General features: G+C 61.9%; 16 protein-coding genes and 1 pseudogene. 8 read left to right on the top strand and 9 right to left on the bottom strand.

The window, feature by feature from the left end:
* Positions 1-18 precede the first annotated feature (18 nt).
* Positions 19-915 (bottom strand): LysR family transcriptional regulator, encoded by an 897-nt coding sequence (locus tag C4J87_RS17465; RefSeq protein WP_124367801.1) that lies wholly within the window; start codon positions 913-915, stop codon positions 19-21.
* 126 nt (positions 916-1,041) lie between these two features.
* Between C4J87_RS17465 and C4J87_RS17460 the strand changes: the two genes are divergently transcribed.
* Genes C4J87_RS17460 through C4J87_RS17450 form a run of 3 tightly spaced genes read left to right on the top strand, consistent with a single transcriptional unit; the run spans position 1,042 to position 3,978 of the window.
* Positions 1,042-2,334, top strand: a complete 1,293-nt coding sequence (locus C4J87_RS17460; protein WP_124363718.1) for a CitMHS family transporter — start codon at positions 1,042-1,044, stop codon at positions 2,332-2,334.
* A gap of 1 nt (position 2,335) precedes the next feature.
* Entirely contained in the window at positions 2,336-3,661 is a 1,326-nt protein-coding gene (locus tag C4J87_RS17455; RefSeq protein WP_124367800.1) for an acyclic terpene utilization AtuA family protein, read from the top strand.
* On the top strand, positions 3,658-3,978 hold the full coding sequence (locus tag C4J87_RS17450) for a hypothetical protein (RefSeq protein WP_124367799.1): 321 nt from the start codon (positions 3,658-3,660) through the stop codon (positions 3,976-3,978). The genes C4J87_RS17455 and C4J87_RS17450 overlap by 4 nt, the downstream gene beginning before the upstream one ends.
* 108 nt (positions 3,979-4,086) lie before the next feature.
* On the opposite strand, the gene C4J87_RS17445 is transcribed toward C4J87_RS17450, so the two are convergent.
* From C4J87_RS17445 to C4J87_RS17425, 5 genes are all read right to left on the bottom strand, one after another.
* Positions 4,087-4,458 (bottom strand): glutathione S-transferase N-terminal domain-containing protein, encoded by a 372-nt coding sequence (locus C4J87_RS17445; RefSeq protein ID WP_124363715.1) that lies wholly within the window; start codon positions 4,456-4,458, stop codon positions 4,087-4,089.
* A 100-nt stretch (positions 4,459-4,558) separates the two neighbouring features.
* Complete coding sequence (gene folE, locus C4J87_RS17440; RefSeq protein WP_124363714.1) at positions 4,559-5,104, bottom strand: GTP cyclohydrolase I FolE; 546 nt, start codon at positions 5,102-5,104, stop codon at positions 4,559-4,561.
* Between the two features lie 78 nt (positions 5,105-5,182).
* Positions 5,183-5,740: a Smr/MutS family protein gene (locus C4J87_RS17435; protein ID WP_003175227.1), complete on the bottom strand. Its 558-nt coding sequence runs from the start codon at positions 5,738-5,740 to the stop codon at positions 5,183-5,185.
* Positions 5,741-5,815: 75 nt separating this feature from the next.
* Entirely contained in the window at positions 5,816-6,136 is a 321-nt protein-coding gene (locus C4J87_RS17430; RefSeq protein WP_124363713.1) for a hypothetical protein, read from the bottom strand.
* Between the two features lie 141 nt (positions 6,137-6,277).
* Positions 6,278-6,868 (bottom strand): cysteine hydrolase family protein, encoded by a 591-nt coding sequence (locus C4J87_RS17425; RefSeq protein WP_124363712.1) that lies wholly within the window; start codon positions 6,866-6,868, stop codon positions 6,278-6,280.
* Positions 6,869-7,107: 239 nt separating this feature from the next.
* On the opposite strand from C4J87_RS17425, the gene prmB reads away from it, so the two are divergent.
* Entirely contained in the window at positions 7,108-8,016 is a 909-nt protein-coding gene (gene prmB, locus C4J87_RS17420; RefSeq protein WP_124367798.1) for a 50S ribosomal protein L3 N(5)-glutamine methyltransferase, read from the top strand.
* 126 nt (positions 8,017-8,142) lie between these two features.
* Here the strand turns inward: prmB and C4J87_RS17415 are convergent, their stop codons facing one another.
* Both C4J87_RS17415 and C4J87_RS17410 read right to left on the bottom strand, forming a co-directional pair.
* On the bottom strand, positions 8,143-8,946 hold the full coding sequence (locus C4J87_RS17415) for a hypothetical protein (RefSeq protein WP_124367797.1): 804 nt from the start codon (positions 8,944-8,946) through the stop codon (positions 8,143-8,145).
* 99 nt (positions 8,947-9,045) lie between these two features.
* Entirely contained in the window at positions 9,046-10,008 is a 963-nt protein-coding gene (locus C4J87_RS17410) for an alpha/beta hydrolase (protein WP_124367796.1), read from the bottom strand.
* A gap of 143 nt (positions 10,009-10,151) precedes the next feature.
* Here C4J87_RS17410 and aroC point away from each other — a divergent pair, with 143 nt between their 5' ends.
* The 4 genes and pseudogenes from aroC to C4J87_RS17390 all read left to right on the top strand — a co-directional run bounded on the left by aroC (position 10,152) and on the right by C4J87_RS17390 (position 13,418).
* Positions 10,152-11,243: a chorismate synthase gene (gene aroC, locus C4J87_RS17405; RefSeq protein WP_124367795.1), complete on the top strand. Its 1,092-nt coding sequence runs from the start codon at positions 10,152-10,154 to the stop codon at positions 11,241-11,243.
* 10 nt (positions 11,244-11,253) lie between these two features.
* Positions 11,254-12,413, top strand: a pseudogene (locus C4J87_RS17400) (MFS transporter).
* On the top strand, positions 12,410-12,940 hold the full coding sequence (locus C4J87_RS17395; protein WP_124367794.1) for an acireductone dioxygenase: 531 nt from the start codon (positions 12,410-12,412) through the stop codon (positions 12,938-12,940). Before C4J87_RS17400 ends, C4J87_RS17395 begins: the two are co-directional and overlap by 4 nt.
* Before the next feature lie 208 nt (positions 12,941-13,148).
* A complete protein-coding gene (locus C4J87_RS17390) occupies positions 13,149-13,418 on the top strand; it encodes a response regulator transcription factor (RefSeq protein ID WP_124367793.1) in 270 nt (89 codons plus the stop codon).
* Between the two features lie 60 nt (positions 13,419-13,478).
* Here C4J87_RS17390 and C4J87_RS17385 read toward each other — a convergent pair whose 3' ends face one another.
* Positions 13,479-13,757, bottom strand: a complete 279-nt coding sequence (locus tag C4J87_RS17385) for a DUF3509 domain-containing protein (protein ID WP_003172952.1) — start codon at positions 13,755-13,757, stop codon at positions 13,479-13,481.
* Between the last annotated feature and the right edge of the window lie 197 nt (positions 13,758-13,954).

Here is a 13,954-nt window from a genome sequence, read left to right as displayed (position 1 = left end):
GCAAGCTCCCTCCCACATTTAGCCGGATGGTGCGTCAGATAATTCTTCAGTGAGCAGTTCAAAGCAGCGCTGCGCCGCCGGGCTCAATGCCATCCCGCTACGACTGATCAAGCCGATCTCCCTGTTCACCCCAGGATGGTCGATGTTGATCCGCTTCAACCCCTCCAGGCTGTCCGCCGCCGACTCCGGCAGCACGCTGATCCCCAATCCCTGGCGCACCAGCGCCAGCACCGTGGACATGTAATTGGCCTCCATGCCCGCATTGAGCGTCAGCCGCGTTTCATCGAACAACGCATCCACCTGTTCGCGCACGCTGCTGTCGCGACCGGTGAGGATAATCGGCTGGTCCGCCAGTTGTTCCAGGGTCAGCTGCCGGTGGTGGGCGAGGGCGTGATCCAGCGGCACGAACGCGCAGAGCCGGTCATTGAGGACCGGCACGAAGTCCAGGCCGTGGCTCAGGCGCGCGCGCACGCCGATACCGAAGTCCACTTCGCCGGAACGCACCTGGGCCTGGATGCGGTGGGCCACCAAGTCATGCAGGCGCACTTCAATCCCGGCGAAGCGTTCGCGAAACAGGCGCAACACCGGCGGCAGGCTGCCGGCGCACACTGAGGGCAGGGCGGCGATCGTAACGACGCCACGGCGCAGCGCCGCGAGATCGCGCGAGCCGGTGACGATGTTGTCCAGGTCCAGCAGCAGTTTTTCCATGGGGCCACGCGCGTCGTGGCCGGCGGCGGTGATAGCCACATGGCGCGGGCTGCGGTCGAGCAGGGCGACACCCAGCCACTCTTCCAGTTGTTGCACCTGCACGGTCAGCGCCGAGGGGGACAGGTTCAGCTCGCTGGCGGCCTTGGTAAAGCTGCCCGTGCGAGCAACGGCGAGGAATGCCTGGATGTGTTGGATGCTGTTTTTCATACGGGCGGCTTCATTTTGTTTTTTCGAACACCGGTGTCTGAATATTCCAATTTACAAAGCCTAACCTGATTCCAATACTCCAGGGAAAACAATAACCGGCCCATCAAGGCCGCTCTGGAGTAACCCATGCTCGCTACCCTGGGCGTCATTACCATTCTGTGTCTGCTTGCTGCCGTCATGAGCAAGCGCCTCTCGCCGCTGGTGGCGCTGATCGCCCTGCCGATCATCGCCGCGTTGCTCGGCGGCTTCGGTCTGCAAACCAGCGCCTTCATCATCACCGGCATCAAGAACGTCGCCCCCGTGGTGGGCATGTTTGTGTTCGCCATTCTGTTTTTCGGGATCATGACCGATGCCGGCATGCTCGACCCGATCATCGAGCGGATTCTGCGCACGGTAGGGACGCGTCCTACGCGAATTGTCGTCGGTACTGCGACCCTGGCGCTGCTGGTGCACCTGGACGGGTCCGGCGCGGTGACCTTCCTGGTCACGGTGCCGGCGATGCTGCCGCTGTATACGCGGCTGGGCATCGACAAACGCATTCTGGCGTGTGTCTGCGCGATGGCGGCCGGGGTCAATTTCCTGCCGTGGACCGGCCCGGTGCTGCGCTCGTCGGCCGCCCTGCATGTGCCGGTGGCGGACCTGTTCCAACCGTTGATTCCAGTGCAGATCGTCGGGCTGATCTTTGTGTTCGCCTGCGCCTGGTGGCTGGGCCATCGTGAAGAAAAACGCCTGGGCCTGGGGGCCGGCTCCAGCGTGGACGCGGTGCCGCAACGGGTGCTCAGTGACGCCGATATCCAGCTGCGTCGGCCACGGTTGTTTTGGGTCAACCTGATCCTCACTGTGCTGGTGATGGTGGTGATGATCGCCGGCTGGGTCGACCCGGTGGTGATGTTCATGCTCGGCACCGTGGTGGCGCTGTGTATCAACTACCCCAACGTCGACGCCCAGCGCGCCCGTATCGACGCCCATGCGAAAACCGCCCTGACCATGGCCAGCATCCTGCTTGCCGCCGGCGTGTTCACCGGCATCATGCAAGGCACCGGCATGCTCAAGGCGATTGCCGAAGTGGCGGTGGCGCAGATTCCCGCGGGTCATGGCAAGTTGATCCCTGCGGTGGTGGGCTTCATTTCCATGCCGTTGAGCATGCTGTTCGACCCCGATTCCTACTATTTCGGCGTGATGCCGGTGATTGCCGAAGTTGGTAAGGCGCTGGGTGTCGACCCGCTGCAAGTGGCCCAGGCCTCGTTACTGGGCGTGCACACCACGGGCTTTCCGGTCAGCCCGTTGACCCCCGCGACTTTCTTGTTGGTGGGCCTGTGCAAGATCGAGCTGGCCGATCACCAGCGCTTCACCATTCCTTTTCTGTTCGCCGCGTCGGTGTTGATGACCCTGACCGCGCTGCTCCTGGGAGTTATCTGAGATGAAAACCTTGCGCATCGGTGCCGGTGCCGGCTACTCCGGTGACCGTATCGAACCCGCCGTGGAACTGGCTGAACGGGGCGACCTGGATTACCTGGTGTTCGAATGCCTGGCCGAACGCACCATCGCCCTGGCCCAACAGGCGCGCATCAGCGATCCGGCAGGCGGCTATGACCCTTTGTTGAGTGAGCGCATGCGCCGGGTGCTGCCCTTTGTCGGGTTGCACGAGGGCCGCCGCCGTTTGCGCGTGATCACTAATATGGGCGCGGCCAACCCGGTGTCGGCCGCCGTGGAAGTGCGGCGCATCGCCCGTGAACTGGGGGCGAACCTCAAGGTGGTGGCTGTGGTGGGCGATGACGTGTTGGCGGCATTGCAGCCCGAGCAGTTGCTGGACAACGGCCAGACCCTGGGCGCGCTGGGTGAGCGGCTGATTTCGGCGAATGCCTACCTGGGCGTGGACGGCATCCTAGAAGCCCTGCGCGCCGACGCCGATGTGGTGATTACCGGGCGTGTGGCCGACCCGTCATTGTTTCTCGCGCCGCAGATGTTCGAATTCGCCTGGGCCGCCGACGATTGGCAGCGCCTGGGCAAGGGCACCCTGGTCGGGCATTTGCTCGAATGTGCCGGGCAGGTCAGCGGCGGTTATTTTGCGGACCCAGGCCTCAAGGATGTGGATGACTTGGCGCGCCTGGGCTTTCCGTTGGCCGAGATCGCCGCCGACGGCACTGCCTTGATCACCAAGGTCGCGGGCTCCGGGGGGCAGGTCAGCCGCGCCACCTGCAGCGAACAACTGATCTACGAAGTGCACGACCCGCAAGCGTATTTGACCCCGGACGTCACGGCCGATTTTTCACAGGTGGGGTTTGTCGAGGAGGGCGTTGATCGGGTGCGTGCCCACGGCGCCACGGGGCGGGCGCGGCCCGAACAGCTGAAAGTCAGCGTCGGTTATCTTGATGGTTGGATCGGTGAGGGGCAGATGTCCTACGGCGGCCCGGGCGCTGTCGCACGGGCGCAACTGGCGCGCGAGGTGGTGCTCAAGCGTCTGGAACTGACCGGTGTGAAGATGCAGGAAGTGCGCGCCGAGTTGATCGGCATGGATGCCTTGCATGGCCCGCGCAGCAATGCCGAGCCTTGGGAAGTGCGCCTGCGGGTCGCCGCCCGGTGTGAAGAACGCAGCGACGCCGTGCGCATCGGCAATGAAGTGGAAACCCTCTACACCAACGGCCCCGCTGGCGGTGGCGGGGCGAGCAAGAGCGTGCGCCAGGTGGTGGCGGTGGCGTCGTTGCTGCTACCTCGTGACAGGGTCAAACCGAGGATAGAAACATGAAGTTGCATTCACTGGCCCATTCCCGCACCGGGGATAAGGGCGATACGTCGAACATCTCGATCATTGCTTATCGCGCCGAGGATTACCCGTTGCTGTGTGAACAGCTGACCGCCGAGCGCGTCGCCGCGTTTTTCGCAGACCTGCTGGAGCCTGGCGCGGCGCCGGTGCAACGTTACGCATTGCCCAACGTACAGGCGCTGAACTTCGTGCTGCCGGGCATTTTGCGCGGCGGCGTCACGCGTTCGCTGGCGCTAGATGCCCACGGCAAGTGCCTGGGCTCGGCGCTGCTTGATCTGGATGTGCCGACACCGAACTAAATGTGGGAGGGGGGTTGCCCCCGATTGCGGTCGGTCAGTTGAAAAATTGCTGACAGGCACACCGCCATCGGGAGCAAGCCCCCTCCCACATTGGATCGCACAGGTCAATCAGATCGCGGCGAAGCGCTTGTCCAGGTAGTCGATGATGACCTTGGAGTCATACATCCAGGTGGTCTGGCCGTTTTCTTCGATTCGCAGGCACGGCACTTTGATCTTGCCGCCTTGCTCCAGCAAGGTCTGGCGGTCGTGCTCGTTGTTCTTGGCGTCCTTGAGTGCGACCGGCACATTCAGGCGATGCAGGGTGCGGCGGGTTTTCACGCAGAAGGGGCAGGCGTGGAACTGATACAGGGTCAGGTCCTTGGCGGCTGCGTTGACCTTGGCCTGTTGTTCGGCCGGGCGCTGCTTTTTACGCGGACGGGTCAGGAAGTCGCCGGCGATGATGATCTGGCCGAGGCCCACTCGAAGTGCTTTGACGAACATGGCTGAAAGCCTCTTGCCCATGAAGAAGGGGTCGCAGCTTACCTGAATTCTGCAGGCGAAAAAAACCGGCGATGAACGCCGGCTTTTCCTACACAGCCACTTACTTGATCAAGCTGAGAAATTCGCTGCGGGTGGCCGCGTTTTCGCGGAACTCACCGAGCATCACCGACGTGATCATCGACGAGTTCTGTTTTTCCACACCGCGCATCATCATGCACATGTGCTTGGCTTCGATCACCACCGCCACGCCCAGGGCGCCGGTCACTTGCAGCACCGCGTCAGCGATCTGGCGGCTGAGGTTTTCCTGGATCTGCAGGCGACGCGCATACATGTCGACGATCCGCGCGACCTTCGACAACCCCAGCACTTTGCCGCTCGGGATGTAGGCAACATGGGCCTTGCCGATAAACGGCAGCAGGTGGTGTTCGCACAGCGAGTACAACTCGATGTCCTTGACCAGCACCATTTCGCTGTTGTCGGAGCTGAACAAGGCACCGTTGGTGACTTCTTCCAACGTCTGTTCGTAACCGCGGCAGAGGTACTGCATCGCCTTGGCGGCACGCTTTGGCGTGTCGAGCAGGCCCTCACGGGAGATGTCCTCGCCGAGTTGGCCGAGAATCTCTGTGTAATTCTGTTCCAGGGACATGAAACTACCTGTGGGATTTTCGCAAAGCGCAAGGTTACGGGGGCGGACACATCGCTGCAAGCCTGACGATGGCACTTGTTACTCGTCGCGGCCTTCCATCATGGTGCGCTTGAGCATTACATACACCGCGCCGGCGCCGCCGTGGCGGGCCTGGCACGAGGTGAAGCCAAGGACCTGGGCATGCTGGCGCAGCCAGGTGTTGACGTGGCTCTTGATCATCGGCCGCTTGCCGTCCAGCCGCACGGCCTTGCCGTGGGTGACGCGCACGCAGCGGATTTCGAACTTGGTGGCTTCGGCAAGAAAAGCCCACAGTGTTTCCCGGGCTTTTTCCACGGTCATGCCATGCAGGTCGAGGCTGCCTTCGAACGGGATCTGGCCGGCCTTGAGCTTGCGCATCTGGCTTTCCTGTACCCCATCACGCGCCCACATCAGCTCGTCTTCGGGGCCTACGTCGATCACGAACTGGTCCGACAAGCCATCCACGGTGGTGGCATCGGTGCGCACGGTCGCGGCCTGGCGCAGCTTGGCGATCTGCGCCCGATCAGCCTTGGGTTTGCCGGTGTCGGCGCGGTCGTGCTTGATCGGCTTGACGCCGCGCAGCTCGTTCTTGAACAGGGAAAAATCGTCGTCTTGCATGTCAGCCTCCGCGAAGGGCGGGCAGTTTACCTAAATCGCGGCGGACAGGGCGCAGCAAATGCTATCCAAGCGCCATCAGTCGTGTTTTTTCATCAGGTGCGAAGCGATGTTCAACGACAGCGGCTGGCGCATTCTGCGCCGGCTGCGGCGCCACAACCACACGCCCAGCCACACCACCAGCAGGCCGATGCCCAGCAGGATCGCCGAGCCGCCAGGGCTGGCATTCAGCTCGCCCAGTGCTGGCGAATGCCCAAACAGGCCGGCGCCACCTGCGCCCGCCAGCGCCACACCTACAATCGCCAGCAGCGCGGCAATGCCCGCCACCAGGCGCAGACGCCAGTTGCTCGGGCCCTTGGGGCGCAAGCGACGAGCATCAAAACCATCGGATATCTTCATTCCGACCTTTCCTCCAGGGTATCGGCCCTTCGACCGGAAGATACACAGGTTGTTCCTGTGCCCGGGGTAAATGCGCGAAATGAACACGTTTTGCGGATGAGCGGGGCAGTCAACAGGGCGCACCGCTCATCCCAGAGACGATCAGATCAGATCTTTGGTCAACGCGAGGGTGGCGAAGTTGTCAGCCATGATGGCCATTTCGGTTTGCTGCACATGCTCGGCACTGAGCACGCCGCCTTTGTAGGGCAAATCGCGGGTGGCGCAGGCATCTTCCACCAGGGTGCAGCGAAAGCCGAGGTTCTTGGCGGCGCGCACCGTGGTGCTGACGCTGGAGTGGCTCATGAAACCGCAGACGATCAGGTCCAGCGAACCCAGGTCCTGCAGGTGTTTTTCCAGGCCGGTGCCGTGGAAGGCGCTGGGTAGCAGCTTGCCGATGATGGTTTCGTCGCCTTCAGGTTCCAGGCCGGGGATGAATTCGCCGCGCTCGCCTTGGGGATCGAACAGGCCGCCCACGGTACCCAGGTGACGCACATGCACGATCGGCCGCCCGGCGTTGCGCGCAGCGGCCACCAGTTGCTTGATGTTGCCGACCGCCGCGTCCATGCCCGAGAGGGCGAGTGGGCCGCTGAGGTACTCCTTCTGGGCGTCGATGATCACGAGCGTCGCATGGGCAAGGTTGGCAGCTGCGTAACCACGACCGCTGAGTTGAAACATCGTCTTTGGAACGGACATTCTGGGGCTCCTGTCAGGGGGGCTTTTGTGACATTGTCCACTGGCTGAGCGGTTCTGTGAATCGCTACCATCGTAAGGTACGCCGTTGTTGACGTGCAGCCCTGTCAAGTGGGTGAGTTGTTTAACCCAATGGTGGCAATTTGGATGAAATCCGACGTATGGCAAAGGCGTTTCGTACATCGTCGGTACAGGTGAACGCTGTTAGAATCGCCAGTCGTTTTTTCCAGGAGTCTGCCCCCGTGATCACTTCCCGCCTGCGCACCTTGCGCGACCATATCCGTTGGGCTGTCAGCCGTTTCCATGGGGAAGACCTGTTTTTTGGCCATGGCACCGACAATGCCTGGGACGAAGCCCGGCAACTGGTGCTCGGCGCCCTGCATCTGCCGTGGGAAATTGCCGACAGCTACCTGGACTGCAATCTGGAAGAAGAGGAGATCTCCCATGTGCAGCGTTTACTGCATCGTCGCATCCATGAGCGTATTCCCACCGCGTACTTGCTGAAAGAAGCCTGGTTCTGCGGCATGTCGTTCATTGTCGATGAACGCGTGCTGATTCCGCGTTCGCCGATTGGCGAGCTGATCGAAAACCGCTTTGAACCCTGGCTGGCCCAGCCGCCGGCGCGCATTCTGGACCTGTGCACCGGCTCCGGTTGCATCGGCATCGCCTGTGCCTACGAGTTCCCGGACGCCGAGGTGATGCTGGGCGACTTGTCCTTCGAAGCCCTGGAAGTGGCCAACCAGAACATCGAGCGGCATGGCGTCGATGAGCGCGTGTACACCGTGCAGGGCGACGGCTTCGAGGGCCTGCCGGGGCAGCGCTTCGATTTGATCGTGTCGAACCCGCCTTATGTGGATGCCGAAGATTTCGCCGACATGCCGGATGAATACCAGCACGAACCCGAACTGGGTCTGGCCTGCGGCGATGATGGCCTGAACCTGGTACGGCGGATGCTGGCCGAAGCGGCGGACCACCTGACCGAGAAGGGGTTGCTGATTGTCGAAGTGGGCAACAGCCAGGTACACGTCGAGGCGCTGTACCCGGAAGTGGACTTTGCCTGGCTGGACTTCCAGCGCGGTGGGCATGGGGTGTTCATGCTCACGGCTGAGCAGTGCAGGGAACATCAGGCGGTGTTTGCCGCCAGGGTATAACGGGAGCCATGTGGTCAATGTGGGAGAGGGCTTGCTCCCGATAGCGGTGTGTCAGCTACAGATGCAGTACTGACACACCCTTATCGGGAGCAAGCCCCCTCCCACAGGTTGATCGCATTTCACCTGCTAGCGGTGCGTGGCGATCCAGATCAACAGTCCCGCCTGAAACACGGTAAACGCCACCAGGCAGGTGATGGTAAAGCGCAACCCGCTGTCCTCGCGCTTGAACTTGGTGACCTTTTCCTCTTCCTTGCGCAGTCTCACTTCGTGCTCGGCCAGGTTGTGCTCGGCCTGTTGCAGCATCTGCGCGGCTTCGAGGATTTCGACGAATTGCACCTTCTCGGTGTTCCAACTGTCCAGCACCTCGCTGACCTTGCCCGGCTGCACGTTACCCTTGAGGTGTTGTACGTCGGCGTAGGCCACGTCAAAACCCTGGATGCGCAGGAAGTGATCGCGGCGCAGGCGCGTGGCTTCGTTGAGCGCGTCCTTGTTGGCCAGGTCCACGCCGTCGACGCGGTAGTGTGACCACTTCTTCTTGGCCCAGGCAGCGGCCTGGGCGACCAGAAAGCGGCCGAGACCGCGGTTGACCGGTTCGATTTCCAGGCTGTTACCCGGGCCGAAGTGCACGCGATGTTTATCGTGATCTACCCAGATATCCAGCTGGTTCTGCTCGCGGCGTACGCGCTGGCCGGGCAATTGGATGACCATGCGCAACAGGCTGTGATGCGAGTCATGGCGCTCGGCATAACCGAATTGCACAAAGCGCAATGGCCGCGCGCCGGTCGCACGGTCGGTGGCCAACGGAGCGAGGCGCAGCATCTTGAAATGTTCGGCGTGCACGTCCGCCCAGGGCAGCGCCGCTGCTGCGGCGGCCTCGGTTTCTGCCGGGGTATCGGCGGTGGTTTCTGGGGTTGCTTCAGTGGTTGTCATGCGGCGCGATCCTGTCCAAGCCCTGCGAGCCGACCGTCTTTTTACGGTCGACTCTGGGCTTATCGGCCGCTTTCTTCAGGACTGGAGGCCAATTGCCGCTTAACGGGGAGCAAGTCCGTCGATAAAGCGCACTATCCGCTCGCCCAGTTCGGCGGCGAGGGGCAATTTCGGGTCGTTGTAGGACGCCAATTGCTGCTTGACGTTGTTGGGCACGATGCGCATGACATGGTTCATGCCTTCGATCACCGTCAACTGCGCATCCGGCTTGGCCTTTTTCAGCTGCTGGGCATCGCCGACGCCGACCTGGATGTCGTTGGTGCCCTGAATGATCAGGGCGGGCATGGTCAGCCGTGCAAAGGCCGCCGACGGATCGGCGCGGAACAGGCTGATCAGATAAGGCTGCACGCTGGGTCGGAAGATACCTTCCAGCGGGCGCGGCACATCGGCGTCCACCTGGCCGGCCTTGAGGTGGTCGAGAATTTCGTTACTGCGCAGCAGCAGGGCCGGGGGCAGGTGATCGGCCAGTTGCTGGCGAATGACTTGATCGACCGGGCGGGCGCTGCCGGACAGGGAAATCACCCCGGCCGGACTCAATTGCGGCGCGGCGAGGGCGGCGACCAGCGCGCCCTCACTGTGGCCCAGCACGATCAGCGGGCCCATGCGCTTGTCGGCCTTGAGCAACTTGCCCCAGGCCACGGCGTCGGACACGTAGGCGTCGAGGGTCAGGTTGCGCTCGTCAGGGGTCGCGGCAAGGCTGGCGGCCACGCCGCGTTTGTCATAGCGCACGCTGGCGATATTGTGCCGGGCCAGTATCCAGGCCAGGCGCTTGAGGCTGTCGTTGCGCGCGCCGTCGGCGCTGTTGCCGTTGCGGTCGGTGGGGCCTGAGCCGGCAATGATCAGCACCACCGGCACGGGTTGCTCGGACTGCGGCAGTAGCAGCGAGCCAAACAGCTCACCGCTGCCGGTGTCCAGGCTGATCGGCCGTTGCAGTACGACAGGGGAGGCGGCCTGGGCCGCGACGGTAAACAAGGTGAGGGTGAACAGCAAAACTCGCAGCATCATCGCGCCATCATTGGAGAGGTGCCGGTTGGACCAACGTCTACCGGTAAGGTTTCGAGGATGAACTAGTGGGTTAGCCTGCGTATACTGGCCGCCTTAAGTTATTACGGTTGACTTGTTTCAACTGACTTCACGGAGCGCCCTGCATGTCCGGCAATACCTTCGGCAAGCTGTTCACTGTCACCACCGCGGGCGAAAGCCATGGCCCGGCGTTGGTCGCCATTGTCGACGGCTGCCCGCCCGGCCTCGAGCTGTCTCTGCAAGACCTGCAGCGTGACCTGGACCGTCGCAAGCCCGGCACCAGCCGTCACACTACCCAGCGCCAGGAACCCGATGAAGTCGAGATCCTCTCCGGTGTGTTCGAAGGCCGCACCACCGGCTGCGCCATCGGCCTGCTGATCCGCAATACCGACCAGAAGTCAAAGGACTACTCGGCGATCAAGGACCTGTTCCGCCCGGCCCACGCCGACTACACCTACCATCACAAATACGGCGAACGCGACTACCGTGGCGGCGGCCGCAGCTCGGCGCGCGAAACCGCGATGCGCGTGGCGGCCGGTGCCATCGCCAAGAAATACCTGGCGACCCAGGGCATCGTCATCCGTGGCTATATGAGTCAGCTCGGCCCGATTGAAATCCCGTTCAAGACCTGGGACAGCGTCGAAGACAACGCCTTCTTCTGCCCCGACCCGGACAAGGTGGCGGAACTGGAAGCCTACATGGACCAATTGCGCCGCGATCAGGATTCGGTCGGTGCCAAGATCACCGTGGTGGCCGAGGGCGTGAAGCCGGGCCTGGGCGAGCCGATCTTCGACCGTCTCGACGCCGAACTGGCCCACGCGCTGATGAGCATCAATGCGGTCAAGGGCGTGGAAATCGGCGCCGGTTTCGCCTGTGTGGCCCAACGCGGCACCGAGCATCGCGATGAGATGACCCCGCAGGGTTTCCTCAGCAACAACGCCGGCGGCATCCTCGGCGGTATCTCCTCGGGCCAGCCGATCGTGGCGCACCTGGCGCTCAAGGCCACGTCGAGCATCACCACGCCGGGCCGCTCGATCGATGTGCATGGCAACCCGGTGGACGTGATCACCAAAGGCCGCCACGACCCATGCGTCGGCATCCGCGCCACGCCGATTGCCGAAGCCATGATGGCCATCGTGTTGATGGACCACCTGCTGCGCAACCGCGGGCAAAACGCTGATGTGCAGGTGAGTACGCCGGTCCTGGGCCAGCTGTGAAGGGCTGAAGGTGACAGCCCTCCCTTATTGGCGCCTCTCCAGCTTTTACCTGTTCTACTTCGCCCTGCTCGGGGCGACGGCGCCATTCCTGGCGTTGTACTTCGATCACCTGGGCTTTTCCAGCGCGCGTATCGGCGAGCTGGTGGCCATCCCCATGCTGATGCGCTGCGTGGCGCCCAATCTCTGGGGCTGGCTGGGCGATTACACTGGGCGACGCCTGGCCATCGTGCGCTTTGGCGCGGTGTGCACGCTGTTGAGTTTTTCGCTGATTTTCGTCAGCAAGAGCTACGCCTGGCTGGCCCTGGTCATGGCCTTGCACGCGTTCTTCTGGCACGCGGTACTGCCGCAGTTCGAAGTGATCACCCTCGCTCACCTGCAACAGCAAACCTCGCGCTATAGCCAGATACGCTTGTGGGGCTCCATCGGCTTTATCCTCACCGTCGTGATCATGGGCCGCCTGTTCGACTGGCTGAGCGTGGATATCTACCCGGTGGTGGTCGTGGTGATCATGGCCGGTATCATCGGCGCCAGCCTGTGGGTGCCGAACGCGCAGCCCGCCAGCCACGGCAAGCGCCTGGCCGGTGACGGGTTTATCCGCCAATTGCGCAGTCCCGGCGTGCTGGCCTTCTATGCCTGTGTGGCGTTGATGCAGCTGAGTCACGGCCCGTATTACACCTTCCTCACGCTGCACCTGGAACACCTGGGCTACAGCCGTGGCGTGATCGGCCTGCTGTGGGCGCTCGGGTGGTGGCGGAGGTGTTGATGTTCCTGGGCATGAGTCGCATCCTGACGCGCTTTTCCGTGCGCCGGGTACTGCTGGCCAGTTTCCTGCTGGCAGCACTGCGCTGGTTGCTGCTCGGTGCGTTTGCCGAATTTTTCTGGGTGCTGCTGTTGGCGCAAGTGCTGCATGCCGCCACGTTCGGCAGTTTCCATGCGGCGGCCATCGCCTTCGTGCAGCGCAGTTTCGGCGATCGTCAGCAAGGCCAGGGCCAGGCGCTTTACGCCGCGCTGGCCGGCACCGGCGGTGCGCTGGGCGCGCTGTATGCCGGTTATAGCTGGAACCTGCTGGGCCCGACCCTCACCTTCAGTATCGCCAGCATCGCGGCCCTGGCTGCCGCCGTTATCATTGGCCTTCGATTGCAAGAGCCGAACCAAGGAGCCGTGCAATGAGCTACGTCGCTGTCTACCCCCTCACTACACCCGACACCCCGAACAAAGTGCTGACCCACTTCGACGACATTCAGTCGACCCTGGCCGAAAAAGGCGTGCGCTTTGAGCGCTGGCAGCCCGGCGCGCTGGAAAAGGGCGCCAGCGAGGCGCAGATGATTGCGGCGTATCAGTCGCAGATCGAGGCGCTTGGCTACGCCCGTTTCAAAGTGATCAGCGTGACCGGTGATCATCCCCATAAAGACGCGCTGCCGGCCGAGCGCCTGAGCGAGCACACCTGCCGTGAAGATCAAGCGCACGGCTTTATCGCTGGCCAGGGATTGTTCTCGTTGCGCATTGGCGATTATGTCTACAGCGTGCGGTGTGAGAAGAACGACCTGCTGATCGTGCCCGCCGGCATGCCCCATTGGTTCGACATGGGCGAGAACCCGCACTTTGTCGCGCTGCATATGTTCAACACCGCAGAGGGTTCGGTGCCGACCTTGACCGGTAATGACATCGCCCGTGACTTTGCCAAGCTGGACGACTAATACAAGACTTTTAAATGTTCAACCCCGGCACGTTGGAATGTGCTGTGGGAAGAAGCCTAAATACATGTAGGGCTTGGCTGTTTATCCTCGGCCTTGCTCTCTCATTTCGCCAGTTATGTAACTCTCTCCTCGTTCAATGTTTATGTCGCTGTCTATAGGAAGAATCCGAAGGGTGACAGCGCATCAGCATATAAAAAAGGAGAAAGTAATGAATCGCCCCGAGGAGTTATCTCAGCCGTTGGACGTTTTGCCGACGGTTATCAGAAGACGCTTGAGTTTGCTCGGCAAGCCCCTGACCAAGACGGAGCTGCAGATCCTGCGGTGGGCCTCCGAAGGTAAGACCATATGGGAGATGAGCAGGATTCGCTGCACCTCGGAGGCCACGGTCAAATTCCATCTGCGCAATATCTACGGCAAGCTCGATGTGAATAACCGCGTGCAGGCGATGAATGAGGCGGCGCGCCAGGGCCTGTGCTGACGGCATAAAAAAGGGCCGCGACGCTCAACGGCGTCGCAGCCCTCTGTAGCTGGGTGAAGCTTATGCCGAGTGGTAGGTCGGCAAGGCAAAGCGGTTCTGGCTTTGCAGCATCGAAATTTGCGGCAGTTCACTGGCTTGTTCGGCCAGGTCGCGACGGATCGCGCTGATCACCCAAGTGAGTTGGTCGGCGGTGTGCAACTGCTGATACGAGATCGAGCGTTTCACCTGCTTGCCTTCGCTGTTGCGCAGGGTCAACAGGATGCCGCCGTCCGGACGTGGCTGGGTGGTGACGTCGTAGTTGGAAAATACCGAAGCGAATTTATCTTGGATCAGGCTCATGTCTATCAGCTCCATTGGCTCAAGTGGGCAAGCATGGAGTGATAGGTGCAGTGATTGTGCCAGTATTGAGTGTCTTAAAAAATCCTTATAAATCAATAAGTTATAATTTTTCAGGATTTTCGTTTTCGTGCAATTTGCATGAAGGGCTATCGTGCATCCTGCATTTTGCGTTATCCAACCGGTTACTTTTTGCGCGC

The organism is Pseudomonas sp. R1-43-08 (assembly GCF_003852255.1).
GTDB lineage: Bacteria > Pseudomonadota > Gammaproteobacteria > Pseudomonadales > Pseudomonadaceae > Aquipseudomonas.
This window is presented reverse-complemented; position numbering and strand designations above follow the sequence as displayed.

Bases quoted from the DNA above. Each gene is read 5' to 3' on its own strand.
- C4J87_RS17465 (WP_124367801.1), bottom strand. From the start codon at position 915: ATGAAAAACAGCATCCAACACATCCAGGCATTCCTCGCCGTTGCTCGC.
- C4J87_RS17460 (WP_124363718.1), top strand. From the start codon at position 1,042: ATGCTCGCTACCCTGGGCGTCATTACCATTCTGTGTCTGCTTGCTGCC.
- C4J87_RS17455 (WP_124367800.1), top strand. From the start codon at position 2,336: ATGAAAACCTTGCGCATCGGTGCCGGTGCCGGCTACTCCGGTGACCGT.
- C4J87_RS17450 (WP_124367799.1), top strand. From the start codon at position 3,658: ATGAAGTTGCATTCACTGGCCCATTCCCGCACCGGGGATAAGGGCGAT.
- C4J87_RS17445 (WP_124363715.1), bottom strand. From the start codon at position 4,458: ATGTTCGTCAAAGCACTTCGAGTGGGCCTCGGCCAGATCATCATCGCC.
- folE (WP_124363714.1), bottom strand. From the start codon at position 5,104: ATGTCCCTGGAACAGAATTACACAGAGATTCTCGGCCAACTCGGCGAG.
- C4J87_RS17435 (WP_003175227.1), bottom strand. From the start codon at position 5,740: ATGCAAGACGACGATTTTTCCCTGTTCAAGAACGAGCTGCGCGGCGTC.
- C4J87_RS17430 (WP_124363713.1), bottom strand. From the start codon at position 6,136: ATGAAGATATCCGATGGTTTTGATGCTCGTCGCTTGCGCCCCAAGGGC.
- C4J87_RS17425 (WP_124363712.1), bottom strand. From the start codon at position 6,868: ATGTCCGTTCCAAAGACGATGTTTCAACTCAGCGGTCGTGGTTACGCA.
- C4J87_RS17415 (WP_124367797.1), bottom strand. From the start codon at position 8,946: ATGACAACCACTGAAGCAACCCCAGAAACCACCGCCGATACCCCGGCA.
- C4J87_RS17410 (WP_124367796.1), bottom strand. From the start codon at position 10,008: ATGATGCTGCGAGTTTTGCTGTTCACCCTCACCTTGTTTACCGTCGCG.
- aroC (WP_124367795.1), top strand. From the start codon at position 10,152: ATGTCCGGCAATACCTTCGGCAAGCTGTTCACTGTCACCACCGCGGGC.
- C4J87_RS17395 (WP_124367794.1), top strand. From the start codon at position 12,410: ATGAGCTACGTCGCTGTCTACCCCCTCACTACACCCGACACCCCGAAC.
- C4J87_RS17390 (WP_124367793.1), top strand. From the start codon at position 13,149: ATGAATCGCCCCGAGGAGTTATCTCAGCCGTTGGACGTTTTGCCGACG.
- C4J87_RS17385 (WP_003172952.1), bottom strand. From the start codon at position 13,757: ATGAGCCTGATCCAAGATAAATTCGCTTCGGTATTTTCCAACTACGAC.